The 11,644-nt window shown below is 63.1% G+C and carries 8 protein-coding genes; 3 read left to right on the forward strand and 5 right to left on the reverse strand.

Annotated features, from left to right (window positions below):
• Window positions 1–17: 17 nt before the first annotated feature.
• Window positions 18–1,460: a mechanosensitive ion channel domain-containing protein gene (locus HX855_RS32485; RefSeq protein ID WP_177091549.1), complete on the reverse strand. Its 1,443-nt coding sequence runs from the start codon at window positions 1,458–1,460 to the stop codon at window positions 18–20.
• Between the two features lie 108 nt (window positions 1,461–1,568).
• A complete protein-coding gene (locus HX855_RS32490; protein ID WP_177091547.1) occupies window positions 1,569–2,435 on the reverse strand; it encodes a pirin family protein in 867 nt (288 codons plus the stop codon).
• Between the two features lie 198 nt (window positions 2,436–2,633).
• On the opposite strand from HX855_RS32490, the gene HX855_RS32495 reads away from it, so the two are divergent.
• Window positions 2,634–3,740, forward strand: coding sequence for an efflux RND transporter periplasmic adaptor subunit (locus tag HX855_RS32495; protein WP_177091545.1), 1,107 nt, complete (start codon window positions 2,634–2,636; stop codon window positions 3,738–3,740).
• A 2-nt stretch (window positions 3,741–3,742) separates the two neighbouring features.
• Window positions 3,743–6,814 (forward strand): efflux RND transporter permease subunit, encoded by a 3,072-nt coding sequence (locus HX855_RS32500; protein WP_177091543.1) that lies wholly within the window; start codon window positions 3,743–3,745, stop codon window positions 6,812–6,814.
• Window positions 6,815–6,965: 151 nt separating this feature from the next.
• On the opposite strand, the gene HX855_RS32505 is transcribed toward HX855_RS32500, so the two are convergent.
• The 3 genes from HX855_RS32505 to HX855_RS32515 all read right to left on the reverse strand — a co-directional run bounded on the left by HX855_RS32505 (window position 6,966) and on the right by HX855_RS32515 (window position 10,037).
• Complete coding sequence (locus HX855_RS32505) at window positions 6,966–8,195, reverse strand: M20/M25/M40 family metallo-hydrolase (protein WP_177091541.1); 1,230 nt, start codon at window positions 8,193–8,195, stop codon at window positions 6,966–6,968.
• 68 nt (window positions 8,196–8,263) lie between these two features.
• Entirely contained in the window at window positions 8,264–9,322 is a 1,059-nt protein-coding gene (locus tag HX855_RS32510) for a diguanylate cyclase (RefSeq protein WP_177091539.1), read from the reverse strand.
• Between the two features lie 79 nt (window positions 9,323–9,401).
• Window positions 9,402–10,037 (reverse strand): LysE family translocator, encoded by a 636-nt coding sequence (locus HX855_RS32515; RefSeq protein ID WP_177091551.1) that lies wholly within the window; start codon window positions 10,035–10,037, stop codon window positions 9,402–9,404.
• A 130-nt stretch (window positions 10,038–10,167) separates the two neighbouring features.
• Between HX855_RS32515 and HX855_RS32520 the strand changes: the two genes are divergently transcribed.
• On the forward strand, window positions 10,168–11,565 hold the full coding sequence (locus tag HX855_RS32520; RefSeq protein ID WP_177091537.1) for a PLP-dependent aminotransferase family protein: 1,398 nt from the start codon (window positions 10,168–10,170) through the stop codon (window positions 11,563–11,565).
• Window positions 11,566–11,644 lie beyond the last annotated feature (79 nt).

Consider the following 11,644-nt stretch of genomic DNA (forward strand, 5'->3'; position numbering starts at 1 on the left):
AACGGATATGTACACGGTCAAGCGCGACTCCTGAGCCACTGCATAAACCCTTTCTTCACAGGCACCACAGGCGCCTCCTGCGTCAAACTCTGAGCCGCATGCAACCGGAAATCCAACAAACTCTTCATCGCCTCACTGATGTCATGCCGCGCATCCAGACAAGGCTTCAGATACTCCTTCTCAATCCGGTACAACGTACAAAACGTCTTCGCCGAAAAGTCCGCCGGCACGCCCTGCTCCGACAAAATCCCCGCCTCGCCAATCACCTCCCCAGGCCCCATCCGCCCGCCTTCGAACTTGTGCCCCGCCTTGGTCAACATCACCGAAATCACCCCGGACTCAATGATGAACAGGTGATCACTCACCTCCCCCGCCGGCAAAATCATCTCCCCGGCGCGGAAGGTCTGCAACGTCATGTTCTGGCTGAACGTCTCCTTCTCCTCCTGCCTCAAGGTCGAGAAAATCGAAGAACTCTCCAACAACGCCCGCGCCCGGGAAACCGCCACCGGCGCGTTACTCTCGGCCGCCGACAACAAACTCACCCCCGCCGCCTGCAAATGCCGGAACGCCAAATCATAAAGCTGATTACGCACCTCACGCTTGAGCGCCATCGCCGGCACAAACCCGCTGATTTCATACTCCACCCCACCACTCGCCGACGTCTTGAATGCGACGCTGGGCGCCGGCTTGGCCAACAACGGGCGACACCCCTGCATCGCCCGTTCCAGCGCATCCAGCACGGTTTGCGGCCGCGCATGGGGGCTGACTTGCAGGCTGACCGCCAGCCCAAACATATCCGCCGGGCGTGAGAAGTTGATGATCTTGGCCTTGGCCGCCAACGAATTGGGCACCACCGCCAGGCTGCCCTGGGAGGTTTGCAACTGGGTCGCACGCCAGTCGATGTCGATCACCCGGCCTTCGGTGCCGTCGATGGAGATCCAGTCATCCAGTTGGTAGGGCTTGGTGGTGTTGAGGACGATCCCGGAAAACACATCGCTCAAGGTGCTCTGCAACGCCAGGCCAACGATGATTGCCACCGCGCCGGAAGTGGCCAGCACGCCCTTCACCGGCAGGTCGAGCACGTAGGCCATGGCCGCAATGATCGCGATCAGGAAAATCACCGCACCCACCAGGTCCTGCAACAGGCGCCCGGTGTGGCCGACCCGCTGCATCATCACCGCGCCGAGCAAGACCGTAAGGGTGCGCGCCGCAAACAACCACCAGCCGATCTGGAACGCCGTGGCCGCCAGGTGCAGCGCCACGTTGTCGCCATACGGCGCGACCTGCATCGGGTTCATGCCTTCGTTGAACAGCACGGCGCTGAACACCGCGAAGATCACCAGGCGTGCCACCAGCTTCCAGTTGCCGAAATCGGCAGAGATCAGGCGCCACACGGCGATGTCGATCAGCACCAGCGCCAGCGCGCAGAACATCGGGTGATCGGAGATAAATGAGGGCATCCAGGCGACTCCAGGGCGAATGCCATGAAGATCGCATGAAATGAGAACGCCGCAAACAAAATGTAGAAGCTGGCAAGCCAGCCCCCACAAGGGTTGGGTGAAACCCGCCTAGCGTTGCATCTGCCCGAATTGCCCGGACTGATAGTCGGCAAACGCCTGGTGGATCTCCTGCTCGGTGTTCATCACGAACGGGCCGTGGCCGACGATCGGTTCGTCGATCGGCTCGCCGCTGAGCAGCAACACCGTGGCATCGTCGCTGGACTCGAGGCGCAGTTGGGTACCGTCGCGCTCGAACACCGCCAACTGCCCTTCCCGCGCCACTTCGGTGCCGTTGATCCGCACCGTGCCGCGCAATACCACCAGCGCGGTGTTGCGCCCGGCGTGCAAGTCCAGTGTCACTGAGCGGCCGGCGTTGAGGCGCATGTCCCACACGTCGATCGGCGTGAAGGTGCGGGCCGGGCCCTTGACCCCGTCGAACTCACCGGCGATCAGGCGCAGGCTGCCGGCGTGGTCGGCCAGGGGCAGCGTCGGGATATCGCTGTCGAGAAGGGTCTGGTAACCGGCGTCGGTCATTTTGTCCTTGGCCGGCAGGTTGACCCACAACTGCACCATTTCCAGGGCGCCGCCGCTGCGGGCGAAGGCCTCGGAGTGGAATTCCTCGTGAATGATGCCCCTGGCCGCAGTCATCCATTGCACATCGCCCGGCCCGATGATGCCGCCAGCGCCGGTGGAATCGCGGTGCTCGACTTCGCCCTTGTAGACGATGGTCACGGTTTCAAAGCCGCGATGCGGGTGCTGGCCGACGCCGCGCCGTTGCTCGGTCGGGGTGAAGGCCGTGGGGCCGGCGTGATCCAGCAACAGGAACGGGCTGATTTGCTTGCCCATGGTGTCGTAGGAAAACAGCGTGCGAACCGGAAAGCCGTCGCCGACCCAATGGCCGCGTGGGCTGGTGTAGAGGCCGATAATCTTTTTCATAGGTGTCTCCCGTAATGGATACACCTTAAATCCGTAACCAATTCGGCGCTAGCCGGCAAAACCGGCCTTGATCGTCCCACCAGTAGAACGCCCACCCGGGACTGGATTATTTTATATTTCGGTCATAATATGGCGACAAATATTACGACCGTAATTTTCACCTTTCTCAACACGCTCACCCGCCCCACGGAGCCCGCCATGAACCCTCTCCCCCTCCGCCTTCTCACGCCCCTGGCCCTGTTAGCGGTACTCAGCGGCTGCAACAGCCAGGCCGACCCCGTCGCCGAAGCCCCCCTGCCCCGCCCCGTATTGGCCGCCAAAGTCGAGGCCGCCGGCAGCCAGCAAAGCGCCTACACCGGCGTGGTGGCCGCGCGCACTGAAAGCGATCTGGGGTTCCGCGTCAGCGGCAAGGTGATCGAACGCAAGGTCGATCCCGGCCAGCATGTGAACCGTGGCGACACCTTGCTGGTGCTGGACATCGGTGACTTTGAACTGGCCCTGCGCTCGGCGAAGAACCGCGTCAATGCAGCCCAGGCCCAACTGCGCCAGCGCCGGGATGACGAAGCCCGCTACCAGCGCCTGGCCAATACCGGCGCGGTGTCGCGGCAGATTTTCGACCAGTCCGCCACCCACCTGCGGGTGGCCGAAGCCGAGCTGGCCTCGGCGCAATCCGATGCCAGCCAGATCGAAAACCGCCGCACCTACTCGGTGCTCAAGGCCGATGGCGACGGCATCATCACCGACGTGCGGGTGGACCGCGGCCAGGTGGTGGCCGAGGGGCAAGTGGTGGCCCGCCTGGCCCACGACGGCGCCCGGGAAGCCATCGTCAACCTGCCGGAGAACCAGCGCGATCAAGCGTCGCAAAAAGCCCTGGCGTTCCCCTTCGGCGCCCCCGAACAGGCGGTGACCGCCACGTTGCGCGAGCTGTCCGCCAGCGCCGACCCGACCACCCGCACCTACCGCGCCCGTTATGTGTTGCATGGCGCCGTCGACCGCTTCGCCCTCGGCTCGACCATCACCGTGCGCCTGCAAGGTGACGGCCAGGCCCAACAGACCCGCGTCCCCATCGGGGCACTGCAGGATGCCGGCAAGGGCACCGGTGTGTGGGTGATCGGCACCGACGACAAGGTCAGCTTTGCCCCGGTCACCGTCGCCAGCCTCGGCCAGGAGGACGCCCTGCTCAACAGCGGCGTGAGTCCCGGCCAAGTGGTGGTCGCCCTGGGCGCGCACTTGCTGCACAGCGGTGATGCGGTACGCCTGTTGCCGGCTCAGGTCCTGGCCCTCAACCGTCAACAGGAACACTGAGCATGCGCGGTATCAACCTCTCTGAATTGGCGGTCAAGCATCGCGCGGTTACGCTGTTCCTGATCATCGCGATCCTCGCCGCCGGCATCTTCGCCTTTGGCAAACTGGGGCGCGCCGAAGACCCGTCGTTCACCGTCAAGGTCATGACCATCACCGCCGCCTGGCCCGGCGCCACGGCCCGGGAAATGCAGGAACAAGTGGCCGACCGCCTGGAAAAACGCCTGCAGGAGCTGGACTATTACGACCGCGTCGAAACCATCGCCCAGCCGGGGTTTGTGTCGATGCGCATGACGTACCTGGAGTCCACCCGCCCCAGCGAGATCCAGGACCTGTTCTACCAGACCCGCAAGAAGCTCAGCGACGAAGCCGCCAAACTGCCCAAGGGGGTGATCGGGCCGTTTTTCAACGATGAGTACTCCGACGTGTATTTTTCCCTGTACGCCCTGGAGGCCGAACACCTGCCCCACCGGCAGCTGGTGCAGATGGCCGAGGACATGCGCCAGGGCCTGCTCAACCTGCCGGGGGTAAAGAAGGTGAATATCCTGGGCGAACAGGCGCAGCGGATCTTCGTCGAGTTCTCCTATGAACGCCTGGCCACCTTGGGCATCAAGCCCGAACAGATCTTCGCCGCCCTCGCCGCCCAGAACGCCGTGGCGCCTTCGGGTTTTGTCGAAACCGCCGGCGCCCGGGCGTATATCCGTATCGACGGCGCCTTCGACAGCCTGGCGCTGATCGAAAACGTGCCGCTGGAAGCCAACGGCAAGCTGCTGCGCATCGCCGATGTGGCCACCGTCAGCCGGGGTTATGAAGACCCGCCCAGCTACCGCATCCGCCATCAGGGTGACCCGTCCCTGATGCTCGGGGTGATCATGGAGAAGCACTGGAACGGCCTGGAACTGGACAAGGCCCTCAAGGCCCAGGAGGCGAAAATCCAGGCCGACCTGCCGCTGGGGGTCAACTTCGCCAAGGTCTCCGACCAGGCGAAAAACATCAGCCTGGCGGTCAACGAATTCATGCTGAAATTCTTCGTCGCCCTCGCGGTGGTGATGGTGATCAGCCTGCTGGCCCTGGGTTTCCGGGTCGGGCTGGTGGTGGCCGCAGCGGTGCCGCTGACCTTGTCCATCGTGTTCGTGATCATGCTGATGACCGGCCGCGAATTCGACCGGGTGACCCTGGGTGCGTTGATCATTTCCCTGGGCTTGCTGGTGGACGACGCGATCATTGCGATCGAGATGATGGTGGTCAAACTCGAAGAAGGCTTTGACCGGATTCATGCGGCCACCTTTGCCTGGAGTTCCACCGCCGCACCGATGCTCACCGGTACGCTGGTGACGATTATCGGCTTCCTGCCCGTGGGTTTTGCCCGCTCGGGCGCCGGGGAATATGCGGGGAATATTTTCTGGATCGTCGGCTTTGCGCTGATCGCGTCGTGGCTGGTGGCGGTGGTGTTCACCCCGTACCTGGGGGTCAAGCTGCTGCCGCACATCCAGCCGGTGCCCGGTGGCCATGATGCGATTTACGCCGGCCGTTATTACCAGAAACTGCGCCGCCTGGTGGACGCGTGCGTGCGCAGACGCTGGATGGTGACCGGGCTGGTGGTGGCCGCCTTTGTGCTGTGTGGCCTGGGCATGGGCGTGGTGAAGAAGCAGTTCTTCCCCAACTCAGACCGTTCCGAGCTGATTCTTGAGGTGTACATGCCGCCGGGCAGCGCCTTCAAAAGCACCGAGGCGGTGGCGGCACAGGTGGAAAAGGCACTGATGGCGGAGCCACAAACCCTGATGGTCGACACCTACGTCGGCGGTGGTGCGCCACGGTTTTTCCTGTCGCTGAACCCCGAGTTGCCGGACCCGGCCTTCGCCAAGTTGATCGTACAGACCGCCGACGCCCATGCCCGGGACGCCCTGAAACAACGCATGGATGAACGCATCGCGGCGGGCGAGTTTCCGGCGGCGCGGGTGCGGGTCACCCAGTTGGTGTTCGGCCCGCCCGTGCCGTTCCCGGTGGTGTTTCGCGTGTCCGGTCCCGACCTGAATGTGCTGCGTGGCCTGTCTGAAGACGTGCGCCAAGTGGTCGCCGCCAACCCGCTCACCCGCGACAGCTTCCTCGACTGGGGCGAGCGTGCCAGCAGTTACCGCCTGGTGCTCGACCAGGATCGCCTGCGCCTGCTGGGCTTTACCCCCGACGGGGTGAAATCCCAGCTCAACGCGTTGCTCAGCGGCAACCCGATCACCGAAGTACGCGAAGGCAATCGCACCGTGTCGGTGGTCGCCCGCTCCCAGGGCAGCCAGCGGGAAGACCTCGGCAACCTGGACAACATGACCCTGACCAACAGCGCCGGCGTGTCGGTGCCACTGGCCCAGATCGGGCATTTCCAGGCGGTCATGGAAGAACCGATCCTCAAGCGTCGCAACCGGGCACTGACCGTGGAAGTGCGCGCCGACATTGTCGACGGCACCCAGCCGCCGGACGTGGAAATGGCCGTGTACAAGGACCTGCAACCCTTGATCGCCAAGCTGCCGGCCGGGTATCAGATCGTCATTGGCGGCCCGGTGGAAGAAAGCGCCAAGGCCAACGTCGCGCTGGCGGCACTGTTCCCGATCATGATCCTGCTGACATTGACCGTGATCATGTTCCAGGTGCGGTCGTTCGGGGTGATGTTCATGGTATTCGCCACCGCCCCGCTGGGGTTGATCGGGGCAGTGCCGACGTTACTGCTGTTCAACCAGCCGTTCGGGTTTAATGCGATCCTGGGGCTGATCGGGATTGGCGGGATCTTGATGCGCAACACCCTGATCTTTACCGACCAGATTCGGCAGAACCAGGACCTGGGCATGGTGATTCGTGAGGCGATTATCGAAGCCACGGTACGCCGGGCACGGCCGGTGATCCTGACCGCCCTGGCAGCGGCGTTGGCGTTTATTCCGCTGACGCTGTCGGTGTTCTGGTCGTCGCTGGCGTATGTGCTGATTGGCGGGGTGCTGGTGGGGACAGTGTTGACGTTGCTGTTCTTGCCGGCACTGTGCAGTTTGGTGTTGGGGCGGGAGAAGACGCGGGAAGCGCTGACCGCAAGCTGATCCAACAAACACCGCAGAACAGTGTGGGAGCTGGCTTGCCTGCGATGGTGGTGTATCAGTCAAATCATTCATGACTGACAATCCGCTATCGCAGGCAAGCCAGCTCCCACATGTTGATCTGCTTCCACAGGGAGTCAGTGGTGGTTTCAGATCAGCGTTTGGACAGCTCCATGATCATCCGGCTCAGCAGGTAAATCCGCGGCGCCACGCTCTCGACCTCGGCATATTCCTCCGGCGTATGGATATTGCCGCCAACAATCCCGAAGCCATCCAGGGTCGGCGTGCCCACGCCGGCCGACAAGCTGGCATCCGCCGCCCCGCCGCTGCCTTCAATGGTCAACGTGCGACCCAGCTCGCCATAAATCCCTTGGGCAATCGCCACCAGCTTGTCCGACTCCGGCGTCTGCGGCATCGGCGGCAGGCCGCGGTGCAGGCTGGTGGTCACTTCTGTCTCGGGGATCAGTTTGTTGGCCGAGACCCGCGCCAGGTCTTTCTCGATGCGGTCAAACTCTTCCGGCAATGCGGCCCGCACGTCTGCCTTGGCCGTGGCCGTGTCCGGGATCACGTTGACCCGGTCGCCCGAGTTGATCACGGTGAAGTTGATGGTGGTTTTCTTCTGCGCATCCCCCAACTGGCCCAATTGCAGGATCTGGTGCGCGGCTTCCATCGCGGCATTGCGCCCCAGTTCCGGAGCGACGCCGGCGTGGGCGGCCTTGCCCTTGACCTCGACCACGGCGGTGGCGCTGCCTTTGCGCCACACCACCAGGCCGTCCGCCGGGCGACCCGGTTCCAGGTTGAGGGTCACGTCGTGGCCCTTGGCGGTGTTGCGGATCAGTTCGGAGGCGCCGTCGGTGCCGGTTTCTTCGCTGGCATCCAGCAGGAAGGTGATTTGCGCGTAGTCCTTGAAGCCCTGGTTTTTCAGGACTTTCAAGGCGTAGATGCCGGCGACGATGCCGCCCTTGTCATCCATCACGCCCGGGCCATAGGCACGGCCGTCCTTGATGTGGAACGGCCGGGCAGCTGCCGAGCCTTCCTTGAACACGGTGTCCATGTGGGCCATCAGCAGGATTTTGGCCTTGCCGGTGCCTTTGAGGGTGGCGATGACATGGCTGTTATGGGCAGCGGCATCCGGCACCAGTTGGATGCTGAAACCCAGTTGCTTGAGCTCGTCGACGGCGATGTCACGCACTTGGGTCAGGCCCGGCTCGTAGCCGGAACCCGAGTCGATATTCACCAGGCGCTCCAGCAGTTTCAAGGCGTCGGCCTTGTACTGCTCGGAGTCGGCCTGGATAGGTTTATGGGGTTCGGCGCTGAAAGCCGGCAGGGTGAACGACAGCGCCAGGGTGGCGGCGAGTAACGTGCGGGGGAAGTTGAAGCGCATGAACCAATCCTTGTTTTTGTTGGAAGGTAGCGCTCCACCCTACCTGACAATAAACAATTTGTTGATCCTCAGATCGACCTTAACCAGCTTCCCTGCACCGAACTGACCCGGTTGCGCCCGCTGCTCTTGGCTTCGTACAGCGCCTGGTCGGCATCGTTCAGCCAACTGGTGGCGTCGCCATGGGCCGGCCGGTACGGCGCCAGGCCGATACTCAGGCTGGCGCGCAAGGTCGGGTCCTGGGCGTAGGCCAGGGAGTTGAAGCGATCACGCAGGGCGTCCATCACTTCGGTGGCGCGGTTCAGGGGCATGTCCGGCAGGATCACGCAGAATTCGTCGCCCCCGTAACGCCCGGCCAGGTCGGTGGCCCGCAGGTTCTGGCGCAGCACTTTGCTCAACTGGCGCAGCACGATATCGCCAGTGACGTGGCCGTAGGTGTCGTTGATGGTCTTGAAGTGGTCAATATCGATCAGCGCGATGGCGGCGCCCTGCTGGTCGCGGCGGCAGCGCTGAAACTCGATCTCCAGGTGGTCTTTCCAGGCGCCGTGGTTGAGCAGCCCGGACAGGCTGTCGGTGCGGCTCAGGGCCAGCAACTCGCGTTTGTGCCGGGCCAGGGTGATGGCTTGCCGGTAGCAGATCCAGCCCAGGGCCAGGGGATACAGCATCAGGATTGGCAGGCAGGCGTAAAGCTGGGCTTCGCTGGTGACGGCCGTCACTGCCGGGGTGAATACCAGCATCGAGGCACCGATCCCCAGGGCCTGGGCCACCCAACCGGCGAGCATGAACCGTGGGCCGCCGATGGCGACGTTGTTCATGGTCATCATCGACAAGGTGGTCACACTGGGCAGCGGGTTGAACTGCATGGCCCCCACCCAGAACCCGCCGCAGAACGAGTCGAACAGCAGGTTGCGGTGTTCTGCGCGCAGGGAGTTTCTGGAGTGCCGCGACCATTGGTAGGCCACATGGGGCCAGATGAACGCGTTGGCGATCATCACGCCCCACAGCCAGGCGGGCTTATCCAGTGGGTAGATGCCGGCGGCCACACAGATGAACCCGAGGGTTAATCCCAGGGTGCGCGACTTGTACAAGCGTGTGGCGAGCGAAAGTCCCTTTCCTCCTGCGGCTGGCATGGTCTGGCGAGATCCTGGATGAATGCACGAAGTCTATCAGGGCAACGGCAAATCGCCACTACCGCTCATAAGCTGGCCTTCAGCTGGAAAAGCCCCGGGCCAGCATCAACGCCACACCCAACAGCAACACCGCCGTGGCCCGCTGCAACAACACCCGGCGCCTGGGGTTTTCCAACACATGTTTGATGCGCTGGCCGAAATAGCAATACAGGCAACCGCTGGCAAATTGCAGCAGCAGGAACGTCAGGCCGAGGATGGCGATATCGGCCGCAGCGCTGCCCTGGCCGATGGCGGCAAACTGCGGGAACACCGCGCTGAACAGGATGATTGCCTTGGGATTCGACAGCCCGGTCAGCAGGCCCTTGCCGAACAGGCTGCGGGCATTTTCCGGGGTGGAGTCAGTGGCGTTGATCGTCACCCCGCTGCTGGTCCATTGCTTGTAGGCCAGGTAGAGGATGTAGGCCACACCCACCACCTGGATGATCCGGGTGATCAGCGGGTAATCCTTGATCAGTTCGGAAAAGCCCACGGCAAAGATCAGGATCGACACCAGGTAGGACACACTCGCCCCGAACTGCGCCGGCAGGGAGCGGCGCAGGCCGTCTTTCAGGCCGAGGCTGAGCAATAACAGGGTCATGGGGCCGGGGCTGAACGCAAGGGTGGTGCACAACAGCAGGAAATACAGGAACGAAGACAGCGTCAGCGCAGTGGCCATGGCGTGGGATTTCACAACAGGAAGTCAGGCGTGCAGTCTAGGGCGCACCTCGCGCCAGAGGCAGGTAAACTCCACGGATATATGCGCAGACTTTACCGGTAAAGTTGGCGGTAAACCTAAGGACAATACAATGCCCATTCCCGCGATTCACTTTCATGATCGGGCGCCGAAAGTGCAGCAGATCGTCGATGCCCTGGCCCATGCGATTGAGCAAGGCGAGCTGGCGGCGGGCAGCAAACTGCCGTCGGTGCGTGAGTTGGGGGCATTACTGAATGTGGGGAAATTCACCGTGAACGAAGCGCTGGACCGCCTGCGTGGGCGCCACCTGCTGACCTCCAGCCAGGGCCGCGGGCACTTCGTTGCCAGCAGCCTGGCGCAGCCTTCGTCCAGCAACTGGGTCGACTTACTGCCCCAGGACTTGCTCAGCGTGCTGCGCCGCCCCCTGGCCATGGCCCCCGGCGACCTGCGCCCCGGCGGCGGCCACCTGCCGGAAGACTGGCTGGACTCCGACGTACTGCGCCAGGCCATGCGCAGTGCCGTGCGCGCGCCCACCTTGCGCATCGCTGGCTTGGGCACCCCGGCGGGCCTGTTGCCATTGCGCCAGGCGTTGCAACAGAAACTGCACGGTGAAGGGTTGTCGGTGCCGGTGGAACAGATCATCACCACCCCCAATACGGTGCAAGGCCTGGACATGCTCATGCGCCTGCTGGCACGGCCCGGGGACACGGTGTTGCTGGATGCGCCGTGCTATTTCAACTTCCACGCCAACCTGGCATTGCATGGGGTCAAGGTGGTGACCATCGCCCGGCGGCCTGACGGTTTTGATTTTGCGGCGCTTGAGCAATTGCTCGCGGAGCATCGTCCCAGCCTGTACCTGACCACCAGCGTGTTGCACAACCCGACCGGGCATTCGTTTAGCCCAAGCCAGGCGTTCCGGTTGTTGCAACTGGCCCGGGAGTATCACTGCCACATCGTCGAGGATGATCTTTACGGGGATTTTCACCCTAACCCGCCGCCCCGTTTGGCGACGTTGGCGGGGTTGGAGCAGGTGACGTACCTGTCGGGGTTTTCCAAGGTGCTGACGGCGAATGCGCGGGTCAGCTATGTGGTGGCGGCGCCGCAGTTGGCGGCGAACCTGACCAATATGAAACTGATGAGTGGTGGGATTACCTCGGAGTTGTTCGAACAGATTGTGTATCGGCTGCTGAGTGAGGGCGGGTATGCCAGGCATCGCAAGCGCATGGTTCAGCGCCTGCTTGAGGCCGGAGGGCGGGTTGAGCAGTGGCTGCGGCGTTGTGGGTGTGAGCTGCCGATGGGGTTTGAGGGCGGGATGTTCATCTGGGCGCGGTTGCCGGCCGGGGTTAATGGCGAGCGGTTGGCGGAAGCCGGGTTGAAGCGCGGGATGGTATTGGCGCCGGGGGCGTTGTTTGGGTATGAGCCGGGGTTGCGGGATTTTATGCGGTTTAATGTGGCGCATTGTGATGAGCTGCGGGTTCAGGGGGTGTTTGAGGGGTTGTTGCGGGGCTGACGAGGTGGGTATATCCGTTATTTAGGTAACGGCGGCCGGGACTGTCAGATTTTTTGTGTGCGGGCCGATAATGGCCTGC

Source organism: Pseudomonas sp. IPO3778, assembly GCF_013386825.1.
Classification (GTDB): Bacteria; Pseudomonadota; Gammaproteobacteria; order Pseudomonadales; family Pseudomonadaceae; genus Aquipseudomonas.

Bases quoted from the DNA above. Each gene is read 5' to 3' on its own strand.
- HX855_RS32485 (WP_177091549.1), bottom strand. From the start codon at position 1,460: ATGCCCTCATTTATCTCCGATCACCCGATGTTCTGCGCGCTGGCGCTG.
- HX855_RS32490 (WP_177091547.1), bottom strand. From the start codon at position 2,435: ATGAAAAAGATTATCGGCCTCTACACCAGCCCACGCGGCCATTGGGTC.
- HX855_RS32495 (WP_177091545.1), top strand. From the start codon at position 2,634: ATGAACCCTCTCCCCCTCCGCCTTCTCACGCCCCTGGCCCTGTTAGCG.
- HX855_RS32500 (WP_177091543.1), top strand. From the start codon at position 3,743: ATGCGCGGTATCAACCTCTCTGAATTGGCGGTCAAGCATCGCGCGGTT.
- HX855_RS32505 (WP_177091541.1), bottom strand. From the start codon at position 8,195: ATGCGCTTCAACTTCCCCCGCACGTTACTCGCCGCCACCCTGGCGCTG.
- HX855_RS32510 (WP_177091539.1), bottom strand. From the start codon at position 9,322: ATGCCAGCCGCAGGAGGAAAGGGACTTTCGCTCGCCACACGCTTGTAC.
- HX855_RS32515 (WP_177091551.1), bottom strand. From the start codon at position 10,037: ATGGCCACTGCGCTGACGCTGTCTTCGTTCCTGTATTTCCTGCTGTTG.
- HX855_RS32520 (WP_177091537.1), top strand. From the start codon at position 10,168: ATGCCCATTCCCGCGATTCACTTTCATGATCGGGCGCCGAAAGTGCAG.